We start from the raw sequence: 21,866 nt of genomic DNA on the forward strand, positions 1-21,866 counted from the left end.
AAAAAATTTCCTTCGGAGGGATTTCGCCAAGCGACAGGAATGTCGCTTCCCCAAAAAGCCCGCTGAAATCTTCGGAACCCGCCTGAAATGATTTCCTCCGACAACCGCCGCATCGCCAAGAACACGCTCGCGCTCTACGTGCGCATGGGCGTTTCGATGATCGTGTCGCTGTTCACTTCGCGCGTCGTGCTGCAGACGCTCGGCGTCGAGGACTTCGGCATCTACAACGTCGTCGGCGGCGTGGTCGTGCTCTTTTCCTTCCTCAACGCGGCGATGTCCTCGGCGACGCAGCGCTTTCTCAACTTCGAGCTCGGGCGCAGGGACTTCGCGCAGGTCGGGCGCGTATTCTCGATGTCGATGAGCGTGCATTTCGCCATCGCGGGCGCGGTGCTCCTGCTCGCGGAAACGCTCGGACTGTGGTTTCTGAACGCGCAGCTGAACATTCCCGCCGAGCGCATGGCGGCGGCGAACTGGGTCTATCAGTTCTCGGTCGCGAGCACGCTTCTGGGCATCATGCTCGTGCCCTACAACGCGACGATCATCGCCTACGAGCGCATGACGTTTTACGCCTGGGCGAGCATCGCGACGACGTTTCTGCGGCTCGGCATCGTCTATCTGCTCGTGATCGGGAACGCGGACAAGCTCGTACTCTACGCGGCGCTGACCTTCGCCGTGGGCGTGCTGATGCAGATCGTCCACGTCGCATACTGCCGCCGCGCGTTCCCGCGGACGGCCATCTATCGCCCCTTCCGCGACAAAAAACTCTTCCGCGAGCTCGTCTCGTTTTCCGGGTGGTGGCTTTTCGGCGGCGTCGCGAACATGGCGAACAGCCAGGGTATCAACATGGTGGTGAACATTTTCTGCGGCGTCGCCGTGAACGCCGCGATGGGCATCGCCAATCAGGTTTACGCAGCGGTCTATCAGTTCGTCATGAATTTTCAAACGGCGTTCTCGCCGCAGATCACAAAACTGTACTCGGCGGAAAACGAAGGCGCGTTTTTGAAGTTAGTTTTCAGAGCCTCGAAGTTTTCATTTTTTCTGATGGTGTTCTTGGCGACTCCAATCCTCATCAACGCCGATTTCATTTTGGAAATCTGGCTCGGAAACGTTCCGGAACACACGGCGGGTTTTGTCCGTTGGATCATCGTGTCTTCTGTCATTGATGCGCTTGCGTCGTCGCTATGCATTTCCGCAAGCGCGACCGGAAAGATTCGCAATTACCAGATGATTGTCAGCAGTCTGATCCTCACGAATGTTCCCGTAAGCATTCTGCTTCTATGGTGCGGATATTCGCCTGTCTCTGTCATCGTCGTTCGCACCGCCGTGAATTTCACAGTTTCCGTCTGGCGGATTTTTTACCTGCGCCGAATGATTCCGTATTTTTCTCCGGGCAAATATCTGCGATGCGTTTTCGGTCGCGCCGTCTTAGTGAGTCTTTCGTGCCTCTGCATTTCTCTTCCTCTCGTTTTCGCGATGAATGACGGATGGGCGAAACTCGCGATTTCAGGAGCTGCGACGGGCATCTGCGTTCCCGTAATCACATTTTTCATCGGATTCAACAAGGAAGAGCGAACGTTCTTCAAGCAATTTTTCATCAATAAATTTTCGAAAGACAAATGATAGTTCTCCGACGAAAAGAAGATTGTTGCGGCTGTCACGCCTGCGAAACCGTCTGTCCGAAAAACTGCATAAAAATGCAGGAAGACAACGAAGGCTTCCTCTATCCGGAAACGGACGCATCGCGATGCATCGAGTGCCATCTCTGCGAGAACGTCTGTCCGATGATCAATCGCGGCGAGCGCCCGCGAAATTTTCCGAATGGAGGGTGTGACCCCGTCGTTTTCGCTGCGAAAAATCTCGACGAAGCAATCCGCTTTCAGAGCTCTTCCGGAGGCGTTTTTTCCGCGTTGGCCGAACGCGTGATAAGGAATGGCGGCGTCGTGTTCGGCGCGCGCTGGAACTCGGATTTCACCGAGGTCGTGCACGATTTCACGGAAACGCTCGAAGGGCTCGCGGCGTTTCGCGGGAGCAAGTATCTGCAGTCGCGCGTCGGCGACACGTTCCGCAAGGCGCGCGAATTTCTGCGAGCCGGACGCGAAGTGATGTTCACGGGAACGCCGTGCCAGATTGCGGGGCTGCGGCGCGCGCTGCGCGCGGATTTTCCGAACCTGCTCGCCGTAGAAGTGGTCTGTCACGGCGTTCCTTCTCCAAAGATTTGGAGAATTTATCTTCGGGATCTCAAAAAGAAGCTAGGAAGTAAACCCGACGGGAAATCTGACGGGAAAGATTTAGGGGCGCGTTCTTCGCGTACGACTGATTGCGGAAGCAATGAAGACCATGTCGAAATCCGCACTCTAAGCCTGCGAAGCAAATCTCCTCCGGGCGGATGGAAGAAATACAGTCTTGCGCTTACGTGGTCGCCGCAAAGCGGAGACAAAAATACGAAGTTGAGCTTTTTAGAGCCATGCCACTATTGGGCGGAAAACACCTACATGAACGCGTTTCTGAGCGACTTGGCAAATCGTCCTTCATGCGCCACATGTCCCGCTAAATTTCAGAAATCCGGATCGGATCTGGTTCTCGGAGATTTTTGGGGAATCGAAGCGGAATTGGACGACGATCTCGGCTGTTCCCTCGTTCTCGCCAATACAGAGCGCGGTCTGGCGGCTATACGGGCGTCAGATTCCGTCGAGCTGATACCCAAGGCGTACGCCCAGGCTCGCGGTATCCGGTCGCTCGAAGAATCGTTGCTTCCGCATCCTAAGCGGAAAGCATTTTTCGCGTCAATTGAGCGTGGGGTCCCATTGGACGTCGCCGTCAGGAAATTCAGACCTTTGCCGTATCTGACGCGCATTCGTCGAAACGGAAAGCAGGTGTGCTTTTCGATTGTCGTCCGCACTTTGCGGGCGCTCCGGCTTTTGGAAATTGCAAAAAAGATTCTCGGAAAGAAAGGGAAAAAATGAAAATCGGCGGAATCACATTCTGGTGGTCAAAAAATAATTACGGTCAGGTCTTGCAGTGCTATGCTCTTCAAAAAATTTTTCAGAGAGAAGGGCATGATCCGTTCCTCATTCGTTTCGGCGGAAATTCGGTGCCGAAAAAACGGACGAAGGCAGATGTCTGCATTTCGCTTTTCCGGAGAATGTTGAAATGCCTGAATCCGATGGCATTGACCAAATATCTTCGCTCCAGGCGAGCGAGGAATTTCGCAAAAATTGAGCGTTCCCGCGCGCTAGCATTCGAATCTGAGGACCGGAGGGACTTCGACGGATTCAGAGCAACGAACATCCGAGTCAGCGAGCGCCGATACAAGTCATTGGAAGAACTGCTCTCTGATCCGCCCGTCGCAGACATCTACGCCGTCGGCTCCGATGTCGTTTGGAGTACGGAGAACAATGTGTTCGGAGACTGGCATCGAGCGATGTTCCTAGATTTCGGCTCTGCGGGAACGCCGCGCATTTCTTACGCGGCGAGTTTCGGAGCCTCAGATTTCGGAAAAGAATATTTGTCGGCGATTGCACCGCATCTGAAAAAATTTTCCGCCGTGTCCGTTCGTGAAAACACAGGCGTTGAAATTTGCAGAAAAGCCGGAAGGACGGACGCCGCCCACGTCTTGGACCCGACTTGTCTTTTGGACATGGATGCATATTTGGAAGTCGCAGCCGCCGTTCCCTCCATGCGGGAACAGAAATGCTTTTTCTTCTATGGTTTGAATTTCGACGAAGCAGATGACGTGCATTATGCGGCGCAAAAAGATTTTTGCCGTTCCCGCGGATGCCGTTTTGTTGCGACTCTTTCCGACGGCATGAATCTCGCCTACGACAGGCTTCCAGGCGCTGAATACGCCTTTGACTCGATTCCAGAATGGCTGGCGCATTACCGCGATTCGGAATACGTCGTCACAAATTCGTTTCACGGTGTGGTTTTTGCGGTTCTGTTCGAAAAACAATTTTTGCTCCTGCCTCTCAAAGGACGCTACGCGGTGCTGAACGCCCGTCCGAATTCATTTCTTTTCTCTTTGGGACTGAGCGATCGGATTTACAAAGGGGGAGATTTTTCGGCGGCAATGGACGCGCCGATTGATTGGGCGTCCGTCCGCGAGAAACTGTCCGCGTTACGGGAACGATCATTGGAATTTCTGAGAACGGCATTAGCAAAATGCGAAGAGGAAATTCGGAAAGGCAAATCATGAGCATACCCAAAATCATTCATTACTGTTGGTTCGGGCGCGGAGAACTGCCCGCGTTGGCGAAAAAGTGCATCGCTTCGTGGGAACGTTTTTTCCCGGGCTGGGAAATTCGGGAATGGAACGAAGACAACTTCGACGTCAACGCAATCGCTTACACGCGCGAAGCATATGCGGCGAAAAAATACGCGTTCGTTAGCGACTACGCGCGTTTCAAAATTCTCTACGAACAGGGCGGTGTTTATTTTGACACAGACGTGGAAGTGCTGCGGCCGATGGACGAAATTCTGGAGCGAGGCGCATTTATGGGCTTGGAGCGGAACGTTCCCGCCGAAAACAGCGTGAATCCCGGTCTCGGGCTCGCGTGTGCGCCCGGTCTCGGGCTCTATAAAGACATATTAAACGCCTACCATGAGCTTCATTTCGAGCTTTCGCCGGGCGTCTATAATTTCAAGACGGTGGTTCAATACACGTCCGAAATTCTTCTGCGGCGCGGACTGAAACCGAAGCCCGGAATCATGGAAATCGACGGCGTATTCATTTATCCCACGGAATATTTCAGTCCGAAGTCATGGGAAACGGGAGAAATTCGTCTGACGGCGAACACATACACGATTCACCATTTCGCGGCATCGTGGCACTCTCGGCGAGAACGGATTTATTACTGGACGAAACGACGCTTCGGTGCACGCGCGGCTCTGGCGCTTTCATTGGCTTTTATACTCTTCCGAAATCCAAAGAAAAACTGGAATGCTCTCGTACGTCGGATTGGCGGAAATAAACGGGGGGGGGGGGTATAGCGGGTCTCGTTGACGGGAACGCTGTCTCATTTTCGCAAAGAATTCATTTCACACGCGGGGAAAGAGTTGCTTCACGTTTTCGCGAAGCGGCTCTTTTTGCGTATTCGATTGCGGAGGAAAGGAGCGCTGCATGAACCTAAAACGTATCATGCTCGTGTTCGGGACGCGCCCGGAGGCCATCAAGATGGCGCCGTTGGTGAAGGCGTTCCGCGCCGTTCCCGAGAAATTCGAAACGCTCGTCTGCGTGACGGGGCAGCACCGCGAGATGCTCGACCAGGTGCTGCATCTCTTCGAGATCGTTCCCGACTACGACCTCAACATCATGAAGGCCGGGCAGGATCTCTACGACGTCACCGCGCGCGTGCTCACGGGCATGCGCGACGTGCTCGCCGAAGCGAAGCCCGACTTCGTCTTCGTCCACGGAGACACCACGACTTCCGCCGCCGCCGCGCTCGCCGCGTTTTACGCGCGCGTTCCCGTGGCGCACGTCGAGGCGGGTCTGCGCACGCACGACGTCTACAGCCCCTGGCCCGAGGAAATGAACCGCCAGATCACGGGGCGCATCGCGACGCGACATTTCGCGCCGACGCCCCTTTCCCGCGAAAATCTGATCAAGGAGAACGTTCCCGCCGAGCGCATTTTCGTGACGGGCAACACCGTGATCGACGCGCTCCGCTCCGTCGTCGCCAAGCTCGGCGAGGATGCCGCGCTGCGGGAACGCGTCGCCGCGACGCTATGCGCGGCGGGCATTCCGCGGGAACGGCTCGACGCGTGGAGCGCGGGAACGCGCCGCATGGTGCTCATCACGGGCCACCGCCGGGAAAACTTCGGCGAAGGCTTCATCCGCATGTGCACGGGCATCCGAGACCTGAATCTGAAATATCCGGGCGTCGATTTCGTCTATCCGATGCACCTGAACCCGAACGTGCGCAAGCCGATCCGAGAAGTCTTCGGCGCGGACGTTCCCGCGAACATGTTCTTCGCCGAGCCGCAGGAATACCTGCCGTTCGTTCGGCTGATGGAGCTTTCCTCGATCGTGCTGACGGACAGCGGCGGCATTCAGGAGGAAGCGCCCGGGCTGGGCAAACCGGTGCTGGTGATGCGCGACACGACGGAACGCCCCGAAGCGCTCGCGGCGGGAACGGTGAAGCTCGTCGGCACGAGCCGCGAAAAAATCGTCGCGGAAGTCTCGCGCCTGCTGGACGATGCGGCGCACTACGCGTCGATGTCCGAAGCGCAGAATCCCTACGGCGACGGCAACGCCTGCCGAAGAATCCTCGAAACCTTCTGAAAACTTTTTATGATTCCTAAAATCATTCATTACTGCTGGTTCGGACGCGGCGAAATGCCGACGCTGGCGAAAAAATGCATCGCTTCGTGGAAGAAATTCTGCCCGGATTACGAACTGCGCCTTTGGAACGAAGATTCATTCGACGTGAATTCTCATCCGTTCGTGAAAGAGGCTTACGAAGCGCGGAAGTTCGCGTTCGTGACGGATTACGTCCGGCTTTGGGCGTTGGTCAAAGAAGGCGGAATTTACATGGACACGGACGTGGAGGTGCTGAAGCCGCTGGACGAATTTTTGTCGCTTCCCGCGTTTTCGGGATTCGAGACGGAATCATCGGTGCCGACAGGCATCATGGCGAGCGAAAAAAATGGCATATGGGTAAAGGATCTGCTCGGATATTACGAGGGACGCCATTTCATTTTGCAGGACGGACGCATGGACATGACGACGAACGTCATGATTATCACGAACATGATGCGGGGAGGAGGTTTTCGCTTCGACAATACGAAGCAGGATTTCCAAGGAATGGTCACGATGTTTCCGAAAGATTTCTTCTGCCCGAAGTCGTGGGAGACGGGAGAAATTCGTCTGACGGCGAATACGTACACGATTCACCATTTTGCTGCGTCTTGGCATTCGCGTCGGGAACGGATTTATTATTGGACGAAGCGGCGCTTCGGAGCACGCGCGGCGTACGCGGTTTCGCTGATGTTTCTGTTCTTCCGAAATCCCAAAAAGAACTGGGACGCCTTAATACGAAGACTCTGATTTTCTGCGGTTCCGCACTCCGATTTCAAAGCGCTACGATCCCTCCGCCTTCGACGCGCACTGGCGCGACCTCGCCGCCGTCCTCGCCGGGAAGTAGTTTCGCGGGGAAGCGTTCCCGCGAAAGCATCTGCGCTCATCCGCGGCAAAAATTTGCGCTCGCGGAATTTTCGCGGAGCCGTCGGGATCCGCTTCTCCAAAAGCGTTCCCGCGGATAGGGCACTTTCGCGCTGTCTTCCGTCGGCTTGCGCGACGGATCCGCATGAAATGCGGAACAAGAATAACCCCATGCGGCGGGCGCCGCTTGGGGCTGCGGCACAAAAGGAACACGCGCCTGAAAGGCGCAACTTCTATTGCGGGGACGGCTCGCCGCGCGACCTCGGATGCTCCGGGCGGTTGCGCCTTTCAGGCGCGGTCGATGCGCCGGACTTTCCCCAAGCGCGCGCTTCGCGGCGCGCATGGGGTTATGTTTGTTCCGCCCCTCCGGGGCGTTCCCGTGCCGAATCCGCAATCTGCGAGCCCCGCAGCCTTTTGGGGAAGCGACATTCCTGTCGCTTGTTGAAGTTTTTTTTAAGGAAATTTTCTTTTTAAGAATTCTGCAAAGCGACAGGAATGTCGCTTCCCCAAAGCGTTTCCGCGAATAGTGCTCTTTCGCCTGTCTTCCGTCGGCTTGCGCGACGGATCCGCATGAAATGCGGAACAAGAATAACCCCATGCGGCGGAACGCAGCTTGGGGTTGCGCGGCGTCCGCGCGTTTTGCGGTTTGAAAACGGGCGGCGGAACGGCTAAGCTCTGCGCCCATGTCTAAAATCACTGCCGTCATCGATTTCGGTTCCCAATACACGCAGCTCATCGTCCGGCGCGTCCGCGAGCTGGGCTTCATGGCGAAACTCTACGCGCTCGAAGATCTCGCGCAGATCGAGAATCCCGGCGCGATCATTCTTTCCGGCGGGCCGAAGAGCACGACGGACGCGGACGCGCCCGACATCGACTTCGCGTGGCTGAAGAGCTTCGGCGTTCCCGTGCTCGGCGTGTGCTACGGCATGCAGCTGCTCAACATCAAGCACGGCGGCACCGTCCGCGCCTCGAACAAGCGCGAATACGGTCCCGCGGCGCTCGTTCCCGCCGAGCCGGCGGACGCGCTCTACGCGGGCGTGACGAGCGGCTCGCAGGTGTGGATGAGCCACTCGGACACGGTCGATCATCTCGCGGACGGCTGCACCGTCATCGCGAAGAACGCCGAGGGCGTTCCCGTCAGCCTGCGCTGGGCGGACGCCATGTGGGGCATTCAGTTTCACCCGGAAGTCACGCACTCGCACGAGGGGCGCACGATTCTGAAGAATTTCCTCGCGCAGGCGAAGGACCTCGCGCGCTTCGACATCGGCGATTTCAAGAAGCAGCTCATCGCGGAAATCCGCGAGCGCGTCGGCTCGCGCCAGGTCGTCTGCGGCGTGAGCGGCGGCGTGGATTCGACCGTGCTCGCCGTGCTGCTGCACGAGGCGGGCGTGAACATGCGCGCGATTTTCGTGGACAACGGCCTGCTCCGCAAAAACGAGGCGGACGAAGTGCGCGCGAATTTCGCCCGCATGGGCGTCGAAATCGAGACCGTGGACGCGTCGCGGCGCTTCCTCGACGCGCTCGCCGGCGAGCCCGATCCCGAAAAGAAGCGCCGCATCATCGGCGGGCTCTTCATCGACGTGTTCTGGGACGCCGTCGGGAACGCGGAAATGCTCGCGCAGGGCACGCTCTATCCCGACGTCATCGAGAGCGCGTCGAACGCGAAGTCCAAGGCGTCCGTCATCAAGACGCACCACAACCGCGTCGAGCGCGTGCTCGAGCTGCAGAAGCAGGGCAAGGTGCTCGAACCGCTCGCGGAGCTCTTCAAGGACGAAGTGCGCGAGCTCGGCGCCTCGATGGGCATTCCGCACGACATTCTGTGGCGGCACCCGTTCCCGGGGCCGGGGCTCGCGGTGCGCTGCCCGGGCGCCGTCTCCAAGGAGCGCCTCGACATCATCCGCGACTGCGACGCGATCTTCATTTCCACACTGCGCAAATACGGCTGGTACGACAAGTGCTGGCAGGCTTACGCGGGCCTCATTCCCGTAAAGACCGTCGGCGTCAAGGGCGACGAGCGCTCTTACGAGTTCGCGACGAATCTCCGCGCCATCGTCTCCGAAGACGCGATGACCGCCGACTGGGTCGAGCTGCCGATCCCGCTCCTGCGCGAAGTCTCCAACCGCATTCTGAACGAAGTCAAGGGCATCAACCGCGTGCTCTACGACATCTCCACCAAGCCGCCCGCCTCCATCGAATGGGAGTGAGGCGCGAAGAGCTTAAAGTTTAAGGCTTAAAGTTTAAAGAGGTCGCGGGACGGAAAAGGCTGCGGAAGCGATGACGATTTCGAAATTTCTTCACGTTTCCGCGGCCGTTTCGTTTCTCCTCGCGCTCTGCGGGGCGCCGGGCGCGGACGCGGGAACGCCCGCGCCGATTCCCCTGCCCGTCTCCTTCGAAATCCGCGAAACGGAAGCGCCGTTCACGCTCTCGTCCGGCACGGAAATCGTCGCCGAACGCGGGAACGCCGCCGCCGAACGCGCCGCCGCGCGCTTCCGCGAAAACTTCGTTCCTGCGCCCGCCGGCGCCGCGCCCGCGAACCGCGTCGTCTTCGAAAAACTCGCCGATCCCGCGCGCGTCCGCGGCAATCCCGAAGGCTACGCGCTCGAAATCTCCCGCGAGAAAATCGTCGTCGCCGCGCTCGCCGAAGCCGGCTTTCTGCGCGCGCTCGCGACGCTGCGCCAGCTGCTCCCGCCGCGCGCGGGGGAAAGCGTTCCCGCGGTTTTTCCCGCCTGCGCCGTCGCGGATTTTCCGCGCTTCCCGTGGCGCGGCGTCATGCTCGATTCCGCGCGCCATTTTCAGTCGCCGGAATGGATAAAAAAACTGCTCGTCGCGCTCGCGGAGCTGAAGATCAACGTGCTTCACTGGCACCTGACGGACGACCAGGGCTGGCGCGTCGAAATCCGAAAATTTCCCGAGCTCGCGCGCGTCGGCGCCCGGCGCGCGCCCGGCGCGTTCGGCATGAAGCCCGAAGAAACGGGAAAGCTCGACGCCGACGGCCGCTACGGCGGCTTCTACACGCAGGAGGAAATCCGCGAAATCGTCCGCTTCGCCGACTCTCTCGGCGTCGAGATCGTTCCCGAAATCGAATTCCCCGGACACGCGCTCGCCGCGCTCGCCGCGTTCCCGCGCCTCGGCTGCACGGGCGGGCCCTACGCGGTCGCGACGTCCGGCGGCGTCTTCGACGACGTCTTCTGCCTCGGGAACGAAGCGACGTATTCATTTTTCGACGGCGTTCTCGAAGAGATCTTCGCGCTCTTTCCCGGAAAGTTCGTCCACGTCGGCGGCGACGAATGCCCGACGAAGCGCTGGCGGAAATGCCCGAAATGCCGCGCGAAAATCCGCGAAGCCGGGCTGAAGAACGGCGCCGCGCTGCAGAGCTTCGCGCTGCGCCGCGTCGCGGGAACGCTCGCGGAGAACGGCCGCCGGCTCGTCGGCTGGGACGAGATTCTCGAAGGCGGCGCGCTCCCGGAATCCGCCGTCGTGACGTGCTGGCGCGGCGTCTCCTTCGGCGCCCGCGCCGCCGCGCTCGGGCACGACGTCGTGATGACGCCGACGGCGTTCTGCTACTTCGACTACTCGCAGGCGCGCACGGGCGAGCCGCGCTCCATCGGCGGATTCGTGCCGCTCGAACGCGTCTATTCCTTCGATCCCGCCGCGGGCGTTCCCGAGGAGAGCCGCGGGCGCGTGCTCGGCGCCGAAGGCGTGCTGTGGACCGAATACGTGCCGAACGAACGCCGCGCCGAATACATGCTCGCGCCGCGTATCGCCGCGCTCGCGGAAATCGCGTGGACGCCGCGGGAACGCCTCGACTTCGACGATTTCCGGGAACGCCTCGACGCGCAGTTCGCCCGCTGGAAAGCCGCAGACTTCGCCGCGCGCGAGCCCGTCGGCGTGCTCGTCCGCGCCGCGCCCGGCGGCGTCGTCTTCTCCCCCGACCGCAAGGACGCTCCCGTCGCCTACACGCTCGACGGGAGCGCGCCGACGCCCGACTCTCCCCGCGCCGAAGCGCCCGACTATTTCGTGAAGATCCCCGACCGCGGCGAAGCCGTGCGCGTCCGCGCGCGCGCCGTGCTGCCCGACGGCGCGCTCGGTCGCGAGGCGGAACGCTTTCTGAATCTGCCCAAGGCCGCCGTGAGCTCGACGCTCGGCACGACGGAAATCCACTTCCCCGAACGCGCCGCCGACGGGTCCCGCGCCACGATCTACTGGTCCGACCGCGCCGCGCTCGCGGGAGATTCCGTCTGCGCCGTCTTCGAAAAACCGCGCCGCGCCCGCCGCGTGCGCTGCGTCACGGGCAAGGAGGAAAACGGCGGCGGCGGCGACCGCCTGCAGCACGGCGTCCTCGAGATTTCCGAGGACGGGAACGCCTGGCGCCGCGTCGCGGAATTTTCCGACGGCGTCGCCGAAGCCGCGCTCCCCGCGGGAACGCGCGTCAAGGCTCTGCGCCTCCGCGTCACGGCTCCGCAGAACGAATGGCTCGTCGTCCGCGAATTCGAGCTGACGGACTGACGCGCGGGGGATCAGAAGTCCACGCCTTTGACGAGGCGGCGGACGACCTTGCGGCCCGTCATCGCTTCGTACCAGGCGACGCAGGGCGCGGGAACGCGCATTTCCGCGAGCAGTTCGTCGAACGCCTGGACGCGCGTCTTCAGCTTGCCCGCAAGCGGGTGAAGCACGAAGGAAAGATCGCGCGGGCGCGTTTCCGCCGCGCCGGGAACGTCGGCGTAGCAGGCGCGCTTCACGAGCTTTTCCGCGGGAAGGCCGAAATGCCGCGCGATGCGTTCGCCGATTTCGAAGCGCGAGAGCGCCTCGCCGCCCGCCCAGTGGTAAACGCCGCTCAGGTTCGGGCGTTCGCACAGCTCGACGAGCACGTCGGCGAGATTGCCCGCGCTCACCGGCTGGCGGATCTCCTCGCCGAAGAGCGGCGTCGTCCTGCCCGCCGCCCAGTCCGCGAAGAGGCGTTCGTGCAGACTTTTCGAGCCGGAAAAGGAGTTGCCGGAAAGCAGCGTCGTGCGCACGACGCTCGCGTTCGCCTTGCCGTATTTGAGGACTTCGCGCTCGCCCATGAGCTTCGTCTGCGCGTAGAGATTGCGCGGGAGCGGCATGTCCGTGTGCTCGTAGGCGCCTTTTTCGCCGTCGAAGACCATGTCGGTCGAAACGTGCACGAAGCGCGCGGAAACGTGGTTGGCGAGCATCGCGAGGCGGCGCGGGAGCGCGACGTTGAGCCGCTCGGCGCGCGCGGGATCGGCGTTCGCGGCGGCGAGCGACGTCACCGCGGCGCAGTTGACGATCGCGTCGGGGAATTCCTGCAGGACGAGCGATTCGATTTCCGCCGTGTCCTCGAGGTCGGTCTTCACGCGGCGGATCTGCGGCGGGAGCGGCGCGTCCGCGTCGTGCAGAAACGCGGTGACTTCGAATCCGCGTCGCAGCGCGGCGAAGACGGTTTCGCGTCCGAGAAATCCGGCGGCGCCGGTGATAAAAGCTTTCATGCGCGCAACGCTAAGGCTTTCGCCGCGGAAAGGCGAAAGGAAAGTTGGGGAGGCGACAAGTGAATTGAATAACGGATAATTAATAATGGATAGTGAATAACGCAGTGATAAGCGCTTCGCGCTGTTTAAACAGCGTCGCAGCCGCTTCGGCGAAGCCGAACGCAAGGCGTTGTTCATTATTCACTGTTCGCTGTTCACTGCTCTTGTCACTTGTCACCGAAACCTTGTCACTTCCTATTACTTTTCAACTCCTGAACGTTCCCTCGCCCGACCGTCAGCGCGAGCGAGGCTTCGTCGCGCAGGAACTCGTTCGCGAAGCGCGTCAGGTCTTCCCGCGTCAGCGCCTCGATGCGCGCCTCGTGCTCGAGCGGCGCGTTCGGGGAGAGCCCGTTGAGCGCCGCCGTCGTCGCCGCCATCGCGCGGAAAAGCGGTCCCTGCATGCCCGAGCGGCCCGCGACGCGCATCGAAATCTTCGCGTCGCGGATTTCCTCGTCCGTCAGCCCGCCTTCGCGGACGCGGCGGATCTCCGCGCGCATCGCGTCGAGCACGGCGCGCGCGTTCTTCGCCTCCGTTCCCGCGTAGAGACGGAACATGCCGCATGCCTTCGCCGTCCGCCGCGCCGCCGCGACGTAGTAGGCGAGCCCGCGCTTTTCGCGGACTTCCGTGAACAGGCGGCTCGACATGCCGTTGAGCGCCGTCACCAGCAAATGCGCCGCGAAGCGCCGTTCGTCGCTCTCGCCCGCGTCCGGGAACGCGAGCTGGACGACCGTCTGCTCGCCGTCGAAGTCGAGCGTCTCCTCGCGCGCTTCCGTGACAGGCGTCGGCGGCGCGAAATCCGGCTCGACGAAAGCGCCGCGCGACGGGAACGCCGCCGCGCCGAACGCCTCCTCGAGCGCGCCCAGAACGACGTCGCGCTCGAATTCGCCGCTGACGGCGAGCACCAGATTCTCCGGCGCGACGACGCGCCCGTAAAGCGCGCGCACGTCCGCGAGCGTCATCGCCGCGAGCGCGTCTTCCGTGCCCAGCGCGGGCGTGCCGAGCGGACACGCCTTGCCGAAAAAACGTTCCGTCAGGGCGTAGCGCGCGAAGCTCTCGATCTCGTCGCGCTTCGCGCGCAGCGTCGCGAGCTGCGCGTCGCGTTCCCGCGCGAAATTTTCTTCGGAGAAGCGCGGCGCCAGCAGCGCGTCGCGCAGCGTGTCGCGGGCGACGGAGAAATCCTCCGTCAGCGTCTCGAGCATGACCGAGAGCGATTCCGCGGAGCCCGTCGTCGTGAAGACGCCGCCGACGCTCTCGATTCTTTCCGCGACTTCCGCCGCCGAGAGCGTTCCCGCGTCGAGCGAAAGCAGCTCCGCGAGCAGCGACGTCGCGCCCTTGCGCCTTTCGTCCTCGAACGCGCCGCCCGCGCGCAGCTCCGCGACGACCGAGACTTTCGGATAGCCCGCGACCGGCTGCAGCAGCACGCGCACGCCGTTCGCGAAGCGCACGTCCTCGAACGGCGGGCAACCCGAAGGCGCCGCCGCGCCCGGCGTCTCCGCGGGAACGGCGACCGTCGGGCGCTTCGCCTCGTAGGCGGAAAGCGTCCGCGCGTTTTCGTGAAAATATTTGTCCGCGACGCGGCGGACGTCGTCCGGCGTCAGCGCGCGGATTTTTTCGAACGCGACGCGCGTCGCGCCGAGTTCGCTTTCGACCGCTTCGGAGCCGAGCGCCGCCGCCGTCGACTGCACCGAACGGCGCGACGTCACCAGCCCGACGAGCATCTGCCGCACCGTCTTTTCCAGCAGCTTCGCGGGAACGCCGTCGCGCGCGACCCTGCCGACGACGTCCTCGATCGCGGCTTCGACGGCGGCGCGCTTGTCGAGATCGGCGACGTAGCCGACCCAGAACATGCCTTCGCCCGCGGGCGTCCAGCGCGTCGCCTCGAGCTCGTGCACAAGCCCGCGCTTTTCGTGAAGCTCGTTCCAGAGCAGAGAGGAATCGCCGAGCCCGAGCAGCGCGGCGAGCGCGCGGAGCGCCGGCGCGTCCTCGTGCGCCGCTCCGGGAACGCGCCAGACCGCGCAGCCGCGGAGCACGTTCACGTCGCCGCGTAGCGTCGTCTCGCGCGGCGCGAGCTGCGGCGGCTCCGCGGGAACGACGGCCGCGCAGCCGGCGCGCGCGGGAACGACGCCGAAATGCTTTTCCGCGAGCGCGAAGACCGCCTCCGCCTCCAGATCGCCCGCGACGACGACGCTGATCGCGCCCGGCGCGTAGCGTTTTTCGAAATGCGCGCGGAGCTGTTCGACGCCGATTCCGCGGAAGATTTCCCGCCTGCCGATGACGGGCACGCGCAGCGGGTGCTCGCGGAAGACGGTCGCGCGCGTCGCGTCCGAAATCCGCTCGTCGGGATCGTCCGCGCACATGTCGATTTCGCGCAGAATCACGTCCTTTTCGAGCGCGGCGTCGGCGGCGTCGAAACGCGGGAACAGCGTCATCTGCGCGAGCGCGTCGAACGCCGTTTCCGCGAACTCCGCGGGCAGATCGACGTGATAGACCGTGCGCGTGAACGTCGTGTAGGCGTTCATGAATCCGCCCTTCGCGGAGACCGTCTTCGCGAGCGCCTCGGCGGAATATTTCTCCGTGCCCTTGAAGACCATGTGCTCGATGAAGTGCGAGACGCCGCCGCCGAGCAGCTCGCCTTCGTGAACGCTGCCGCTTTTCACCCAGACCTGCACAGAGGCGAGGCCCGAAGGCGGCGTCTTGCGGAAAAAGACGCGGACGCCGTTCGCGAGCGTCGTCCGCGCGGGCGGAACGGTCAAAGAGTCGAAAAAGTTCATGCGCTCAGCTTAAAGCCGTCCGCGCCGCGTTTCGAGACTAAGCCGCGGGCGCGGGGAAAACCGTTGAAACCTGCGCGCGTTCCCGCGAGAATAGAGGCTTATGCAAAAAGAAACTCAATGCCTCCACGCCGGCTACGAGCCGAAGAACGGTGAACCGCGCGCGCTCCCGATCTGCCAGAGCACGACGTTCAAATACGATTCCACGAAACACATCGGCGACCTCTTCGATCTGACCGCCGCCGGGCATTTCTATTCCCGTCTCTCCAACCCGACGGTGGACGCCGTCGAACAGAAGATCGCCGCGCTCGAAGGCGGCGTCGGCGCGCTGTGCACCTCGTCCGGCCAGGCGGCGTCGTTCACCGCGCTCGCGACGATTCTCAAGGCGGGCGACCACTTCGTCTCCGCCGCCGCGATCTACGGCGGGACCGTCAATCTCTTCGCGGTGACGCTGAAGCGCTTCGGCATCGAATGCACGTTCGTGGACGCCGACGCTCCCGCCGAGGAGATCCAGAAAGCGTTCCGCCCGAACACGAAGGCGGTCTTCGGCGAAACGCTCGCCAATCCCGCGCTCGCCGTCTGCGACATCGAAAAGCTCGCGAAGCTCGCCCACGCGAACGGCGTGCCGCTGATCATCGACAACACGTTCCCGACGCCGATCCTGTGCCGCCCGATCGAGTTCGGCGCGGACGTCGTCGTCCACTCCACGACGAAATACATGGACGGGCACGCGCTCTGCGTCGGCGGCGTCGTCGTCGATTCGGGCAATTTCGACTGGACGAACGGCAAGTTCCCCGAGTTCACGGAGCCGGACGAATCCTACCACGGCATCGTCTATTCTCGGGCGTTCGGCAAGGCGGCGTACATCGTGAAGGCGCGCGTGCAGATGATGCGCGACCTGGGCATGACGCCCGCCGCGAACTCCGCGTTCCTGCTCAACGTCGGACTGGAGACGCTCGCCGTGCGCATGCCGCAGTACTGCCGCAACGCGCAGAAGGTCGCCGAATTCCTTTCGGCGCATCCGAAGATCGAATCGATTTCCTATCCGGGTCTGTCCGGCGACAAGTACCACGCGCTCGCGAAAAAGTACCTGCCGAACGGCTGCGCGGGCGTGATGAGCGTCGTCGTCAAGGGCGGGCGCGAGGGCGCGGCGAAGTTCCTCGACTCGCTCCGGCTCGCGACGCAGTGCGTGCACGTCGCCGACATCCGCACCTGCGCGCTGCACCCGGCGAGCTCGACGCACCGCCAGCTGACGGACGCGCAGCTCGCCGCCGCCGGCATTCCGCAGGGGCTTGTCCGCATCTCCGTCGGGCTCGAAAACGCCGACGACGTGATCGCCGACCTCGCGCAGGCTCTGGAAAAATGACCGTTTCCGCGCCGCGCGCGCTCCCGCCTCCGTCGCGCGGGAACGCGCGCGGCGCGGCATTCCGAAAAATTTCAGCATCATGACGCTCAAAGAAAAACACGCGGAAATCCTCGCGGAGCTCGAGCCCTTCGAAGACCCGCAGGACCGCTTCCAGTACATCATCGACTGCGCGAAGGCCGCGCCGGCGTTCCCGGACGAGCTGCGCCGCGACGAATTTCTCGTCGAAGGCTGCACGTCGAACCTGTGGCTGATCTGCTCGTTCGAAAACGGCGCGTGCCGCTTCCGCGCGGACGCCGACGCCGTCATCGCCAAGGGAATCGCGCTGCTGATCTGCAATTACTTCGACGGCGCCGCGCCCGATGAAATTCTCGCCGACGACGCGGACTTCCTCGCCTCCGTCGGCATCGACCAGCATCTTTCGCCGAACCGCCGCAACGGGCTCGCCGGGCTCGTCGCGAAGATCCACGCCTTCGCCGCCGCGCACCGATGAAGCCGCTCCCCGAAGAAGTCGCCGCGCTCTATCCGTTCCCGTCCCGTTTCTTCGAGACCGACGCCGGGCGCATGCATTTTCTGGATACGGGCGCAGGAACGCGCGGCACGGTCGTGCTGCTGCACGGCAACCCGTCGTGGTCGTTTCTGTGGCGAGATCTCGTGAAGGCGCTCGCCGCGCGCGGATTCCGCTGCGTCGCGCCCGACCACGTGGGCATGGGGCTTTCCGACAAGCCGCGGAAATTCCTGCGCCTCGCGGACCGCATCGCGCATGTCGAGGCGCTGCTCGCGCATCTCGGCGTCGAAAAATTTTCGCTCTGCGTGCACGACTGGGGCGGCGCAATCGGCTGCGGCGTCGCGGGGCGAGCGCCGGAACGCGTCGAAAAGCTCGTGATCACGAACACGGCGGCGTTCCGTTCCCGCCGCATTCCGCTGCGCATCGCGCTGTGCAAGGTCGCGGGGCTCGGACCGTTTCTCGTCGAGCGCTTCAACGCGTTCGCGCTGCCGGCGACGTTCATGGCGGTGACGAAAAAAATGCCCGCCGCCGTCAAGGCGGGTTTTCTCCTGCCCTACGGCTCGCCGCGGGAACGCTCCGCGGTGGCGAATTTCGTGCGCGACATTCCGCTCGGGCCGAGTCATCCGTCCTACGCGACGCTGCGCGACGTCGAAGCCGGGCTGGAAAAGCTCCGCGGCAAGCCCATACTCGTCGCCTGGGGCGGGCGCGACTTCTGCTTCGACGACGCGTTCTACGCCGAATGGCGGCGGCGCTTCCCCGAGGCGAAGACTCTCTACCGCGCCGACGCCGGGCACTACCTGCTCGAAGACGCCGGCGAGGAGATCGTTCCCGCCGTCGCCGATTTTCTGGAGGCGTGACGGCGCGCCGCGTTCCCGCATGAAGACGCTTCGAGAAAAGGCCGCCGCGCTCGCGGAAGCGTTTCCGCGGGAACGGCTCGAAGCGCGCGCGCTCGCGGAAATCGCGCGCGAGGCGGCGGGCGGCGCGCCGGTCGCGGTCGCATGCTCGGGCGGGCTCGATTCGCTCGCGGCGCTGCTGCTCGCGTGGGCGCATTTTCCGGAGGCGCGCGCGCGGCTCGTCGCGTTGCACTTCAACCACGCGAAGCGCGGCGCGGAGGCGGACGCGGACGCGCGTTTCGTCGGCGAAGCCTGCCGCGAGCTCGGCGTCGGCTTCGTCTCCGAAAAGCTCGCGGCGGACGCGGCGGCGCGCGCGCGTTCCGAAGGCGCCCTGCGCGCGGCGCGGCTGGATTTCTTCGCGCGGGCGATGCGGGAACGCGGCGCGACGCTTCTCGTGCAGGGGCACCAGGCGGACGACGTCGCGGAATCGCTGCTGATGCGCGTCTGCCGCGGCGCGGGAACGGACGGGCTCGCCGCTCCGCGCCCCGTTTCGCGGCTCGCGGACGGACGCGTCTTCGCGCGCCCGCTGCTGACGATCTCCAGGGACGAACTCGCGCGCGCGGCGCGGAGCCTCGCGCTCGCGTGGCGCGAGGACGCGAGCAACGCCGCGCCGGATTTTTTCCGCAACCGCGTGCGCGGCGCGGTCCTGCCCGCGCTGAAGGGCGCCGCGCCGTTCACGAACTTCGCGCGGACGCGCGCGCTCGCCGAAGAGGACGCGGACGCGCTCGACGCGCTCGCGGCGCGTTCGCGGCTCGGCGAAACGCGCCTTCCCGCGATCGCGCGGCGACAGCTCCGGAAGATTTTTCTCGAAAAAAAAATCTCGCCCGGCGCGAAGAATTTCGACGCGCTCGTCGCGGCGGTCTGCGCGGGAACGCCGCTGAAGTTTTCCGCGGGAACGCGCGCGGTCGTCTGGGACGGCGAGCGCCTGGAAATCGCGGACGAAAAACCGGGTGAAAGCGCCGCGAGGGAATTTTTCTTCGAACAGGAAATCGTCGCGGTGACGCCGGAGCTTTTCGAGGCGATCCGCGCGGGCGCGTTCCCGCCGACGGAGACGGTCTTTCTCGCGGGCGCGCCGGAGGTCTTCGCGCGCGCGCGCCTGCCCGGCGACCGCTACCGCCCGCTCGGCGCGCCGGGGGGAAAATCCGTCGCGCGCCTCTTCACCGACAGGAAAATCCCGCGCGCGGAACGGAGCGCCCTGCCCGTCTTCGCGGACGGCACGGGAATTGCATGGATTCCGGGACTTCCTCCCGCCGAGCGTTTCCGCGTGCGCGCGGCGGGAACGACGGCTCTGCGGTTGACTTACCGCAAGCCTTCTTTAACTTAAACCATTCACATTTTTCATGGAAGACAAGGACAAGAAAGAGAAGAAAAACGAATCGCGCGTCGATTTCCGCATCCTCGCGATGTGGATCGCGATCATCGGCGTCATCGCGTTTCTGCTCATGAAGACGCCGGAGGGCGAGAGCGCCTCGGCGATGCAGCTGCCCGTGCGCGAACTCGTCGACTACGCGGAAAAAGGCGAGGTCGAGAGCGTCGAGCTCAAGGAGGACTCGCTCGCGGGCGACCGCTACTACGAGATTCAGGGCGAGCTGAAGGTGGGCGAAAAGCTCAAGAAGTTCACTTCCGCCGGTCGTCTTTCCGACGAGGAATTCGCCGCGTTGCGCGCCAAGGTGCCCACGTTCAAGGAGCCGCCGGCGAAGACGCTCTTCTCTGCGGCGATGATGAGCGCGATTCCCTCGCTGATCTTCTTCGCGCTGATCGCGTTCTTCATCTTCCGCGCGATCAAGCGCAGCCAGGCGAACCAGATGGCGTTCGGGCGTTCCCGCGCGCGCCTGATGGACAAGGAAAAATCCAAGGTCACGTTCGCGGACGTCGCCGGCTGCGACGAGGCGAAGGAGGAAGTCTCCGAAGTCGTCGAATTTCTCCGCGACGCCAAAAAATTCAACGCGATCGGCGGCCGCATTCCGAAGGGCGTGCTGCTCGTCGGGCCTCCCGGCACCGGCAAGACGCTGCTCGCGCGCGCGGTCGCAGGCGAGGCGGACGTGCCGTTCTTCTCCATTTCCGGATCGGACTTCGTCGAGCTCTTCGTCGGCGTCGGCGCCTCGCGCGTGCGCGACACTTTCGAGCAGGCGCGCAAGAATTCGCCCTGCATCGTCTTCATCGACGAGATCGACGCCGTCGGGCGCCAGCGCGGAAGCGGGCTCGGCGGCGGGAACGACGAGCGCGAGCAGACGCTGAACTCGCTCCTCGTCGAGATGGACGGCTTCGAGCCGCAGGACGGCATCATCGTCATCGCCGCCACGAACCGTCCGGACGTGCTCGACGCCGCGTTGCTGCGCCCGGGCCGTTTCGACCGCCAGGTTTACGTCGATCTGCCCGACGTCAAGGGGCGCGCCGCCATCCTCGCCGTGCACGCGAAGAAATTCAAGATCGACGAGGCGGTGAAGCTCGACGCCGTCGCCAAGACGACGACCGGATTCGCCGGCGCCGATCTCGCGAATCTGCTCAACGAGGCGGCGCTCGTCGCCGTGCGCTCCGGCAAGGAAAAGATCGACATGCTTTCGATCGAGGAGGCGCGCGACAAGATTTCCTACGGGCGGGAACGCCGCCGCGTCATGGACCAGAAGGACCGCGCGAAGACCGCCTATCACGAGGCCGGGCACGCGCTCGTCCAGGTGCTCATCGACGACGGACTGATGCCGCTGCACAAAGTGACGATCGTGCCGCGCGGGGGCGCGCTCGGCATGGCGATGTTCATGCCCGAAAAGGACGTGCTCGGCTACGAACGCTCACAGCTCGAGAACATGATCTGCACGGCGATGGCGGGGCGCGTCGGCGAAAAAGTCTTCTCGGGGAGCATCTCCAACGGCGCGTCGAGCGACATCAAGAACGCCACGAGCATGGCGCGCCGCATGGTCTGCGAATGGGGCATGAGCGACCGCCTCGGCCCCGTCTCTTACGGGGACAACCAGCAGAATCTTTTCCTCGGCCGCGAAATCGCGCGCACGCAGAACGTCAGCGAAGAGACGCTGCGCGCCATCGACGACGAAATCCGCGGCATCGTTTCGAAGCAGTACGCGCGCGCGGAAAAGCTGATCGCCGACCACGCGGACGCGCACCGGAAAATCGCCGAGTCGCTGCTGGAATACGAGACGCTCGACGGCGTGCACGTGAAGGAGATCGTCGAGTTCGGCGAAATCCGCACCGAAGTCGGCTACAAGTCCTTCGAGCGGAAGGACGCGGAAAAGAAGGCCGCCGAAGAAAAGGCGGCGGCGGAAAAAGCCGAAAACGAAAAGCTCGCCCTCCGCGAAGAACGCTCCCGCAAATCCTGACCCCGCGCGCCGCGGGAACGCGCGGCGGCGGCTTCGCCGAAATTTTCCTTATTTTCACGGATTCTCTCGTCAGAATATCGTCTGCGGCGGTCTGCAGACACGTTGCACTTCTTTCTTTAACTTCCCTTTAACTCCGCGGTCAAAATCTTTGCGTCTTTGCGCCTTGGCGGGGGAAAATCGCCGTCGCGGCGCTCTCGGGAAAAGGTCGCCGAAAAATCGTGCTTTTCCTCGTGCTTCCGCGGACGCCGAAGGCGCGTGAAAAACGGCTTTCGCGGTGCAAAACCTCCTGCCGAAATGCGGCTTGCACACCGAATGGGAAAT

15 protein-coding genes are annotated in these 21,866 nt (G+C 63.0%); 13 read left to right on the plus strand and 2 right to left on the minus strand.

All coding sequences use genetic code 11. The features are described from left to right. The first annotated feature begins 87 nt into the window (after nucleotides 1-87). From ACQREB_RS05460 to ACQREB_RS05495, 8 genes are all read left to right on the plus strand, one after another. Complete coding sequence (locus ACQREB_RS05460; protein ID WP_427766246.1) at nucleotides 88-1,620, plus strand: lipopolysaccharide biosynthesis protein; 1,533 nt, start codon at nucleotides 88-90, stop codon at nucleotides 1,618-1,620. Beyond that, entirely contained in the window at nucleotides 1,617-2,963 is a 1,347-nt protein-coding gene (locus ACQREB_RS05465; protein WP_427766249.1) for a Coenzyme F420 hydrogenase/dehydrogenase, beta subunit C-terminal domain, read from the plus strand. The genes ACQREB_RS05460 and ACQREB_RS05465 overlap by 4 nt, the downstream gene beginning before the upstream one ends. Then, the gene (locus ACQREB_RS05470) at nucleotides 2,960-4,192 is read left to right on the plus strand and encodes a polysaccharide pyruvyl transferase family protein (RefSeq protein WP_427766251.1); all 1,233 of its coding nucleotides are present in this window, start codon (nucleotides 2,960-2,962) and stop codon (nucleotides 4,190-4,192) included. The genes ACQREB_RS05465 and ACQREB_RS05470 overlap by 4 nt, the downstream gene beginning before the upstream one ends. Continuing rightward, nucleotides 4,189-4,986, plus strand: a complete 798-nt coding sequence (locus tag ACQREB_RS05475) for a glycosyltransferase family 32 protein (protein WP_427766254.1) — start codon at nucleotides 4,189-4,191, stop codon at nucleotides 4,984-4,986. The genes ACQREB_RS05470 and ACQREB_RS05475 overlap by 4 nt, the downstream gene beginning before the upstream one ends. Before the next feature lie 130 nt (nucleotides 4,987-5,116). Next, nucleotides 5,117-6,277, plus strand: a complete 1,161-nt coding sequence (wecB, locus tag ACQREB_RS05480; RefSeq protein ID WP_427766256.1) for a non-hydrolyzing UDP-N-acetylglucosamine 2-epimerase — start codon at nucleotides 5,117-5,119, stop codon at nucleotides 6,275-6,277. A 9-nt stretch (nucleotides 6,278-6,286) separates the two neighbouring features. Next, nucleotides 6,287-7,042: a glycosyltransferase family 32 protein gene (locus tag ACQREB_RS05485; protein WP_427766259.1), complete on the plus strand. Its 756-nt coding sequence runs from the start codon at nucleotides 6,287-6,289 to the stop codon at nucleotides 7,040-7,042. A 797-nt stretch (nucleotides 7,043-7,839) separates the two neighbouring features. After that, nucleotides 7,840-9,360 carry a glutamine-hydrolyzing GMP synthase gene (gene guaA / locus ACQREB_RS05490; RefSeq protein WP_427766262.1) on the plus strand — a complete coding sequence of 507 codons (1,521 nt, stop codon included), beginning with the start codon at nucleotides 7,840-7,842 and terminating at the stop codon, nucleotides 9,358-9,360. Between the two features lie 70 nt (nucleotides 9,361-9,430). Next, complete coding sequence (locus ACQREB_RS05495) at nucleotides 9,431-11,662, plus strand: glycoside hydrolase family 20 protein (protein ID WP_427766265.1); 2,232 nt, start codon at nucleotides 9,431-9,433, stop codon at nucleotides 11,660-11,662. An 11-nt stretch (nucleotides 11,663-11,673) separates the two neighbouring features. On the opposite strand, the gene ACQREB_RS05500 is transcribed toward ACQREB_RS05495, so the two are convergent. Both ACQREB_RS05500 and ACQREB_RS05505 read right to left on the minus strand, forming a co-directional pair. After that, nucleotides 11,674-12,642, minus strand: coding sequence for an SDR family oxidoreductase (locus ACQREB_RS05500; protein ID WP_427766268.1), 969 nt, complete (start codon nucleotides 12,640-12,642; stop codon nucleotides 11,674-11,676). A 227-nt stretch (nucleotides 12,643-12,869) separates the two neighbouring features. Beyond that, nucleotides 12,870-15,452, minus strand: coding sequence for a M16 family metallopeptidase (locus tag ACQREB_RS05505; protein ID WP_427766270.1), 2,583 nt, complete (start codon nucleotides 15,450-15,452; stop codon nucleotides 12,870-12,872). Nucleotides 15,453-15,552: 100 nt separating this feature from the next. Between ACQREB_RS05505 and ACQREB_RS05510 the strand changes: the two genes are divergently transcribed. The 5 genes from ACQREB_RS05510 (at nucleotide 15,553) to ftsH (ending at nucleotide 21,545) form a co-directional block, all read left to right on the plus strand. Then, nucleotides 15,553-16,815 carry an O-acetylhomoserine aminocarboxypropyltransferase/cysteine synthase family protein gene (locus ACQREB_RS05510; protein WP_427766273.1) on the plus strand — a complete coding sequence of 421 codons (1,263 nt, stop codon included), beginning with the start codon at nucleotides 15,553-15,555 and terminating at the stop codon, nucleotides 16,813-16,815. Nucleotides 16,816-16,894: 79 nt separating this feature from the next. Continuing rightward, nucleotides 16,895-17,305, plus strand: coding sequence for a SufE family protein (locus ACQREB_RS05515; RefSeq protein ID WP_427766275.1), 411 nt, complete (start codon nucleotides 16,895-16,897; stop codon nucleotides 17,303-17,305). Then, nucleotides 17,302-18,177 carry an alpha/beta fold hydrolase gene (locus tag ACQREB_RS05520; protein WP_427766278.1) on the plus strand — a complete coding sequence of 292 codons (876 nt, stop codon included), beginning with the start codon at nucleotides 17,302-17,304 and terminating at the stop codon, nucleotides 18,175-18,177. The genes ACQREB_RS05515 and ACQREB_RS05520 overlap by 4 nt, the downstream gene beginning before the upstream one ends. A gap of 19 nt (nucleotides 18,178-18,196) precedes the next feature. Continuing rightward, nucleotides 18,197-19,537: a tRNA lysidine(34) synthetase TilS gene (gene tilS / locus ACQREB_RS05525; RefSeq protein ID WP_427766281.1), complete on the plus strand. Its 1,341-nt coding sequence runs from the start codon at nucleotides 18,197-18,199 to the stop codon at nucleotides 19,535-19,537. 16 nt (nucleotides 19,538-19,553) lie between these two features. Next, complete coding sequence (gene ftsH / locus ACQREB_RS05530; RefSeq protein ID WP_427766283.1) at nucleotides 19,554-21,545, plus strand: ATP-dependent zinc metalloprotease FtsH; 1,992 nt, start codon at nucleotides 19,554-19,556, stop codon at nucleotides 21,543-21,545. Nucleotides 21,546-21,866 lie beyond the last annotated feature (321 nt).

This window comes from Candidatus Spyradosoma sp. SGI.093, assembly GCF_050314555.1.
Taxonomy (GTDB): domain Bacteria; phylum Verrucomicrobiota; class Verrucomicrobiia; order Opitutales; family UBA953; genus Spyradosoma.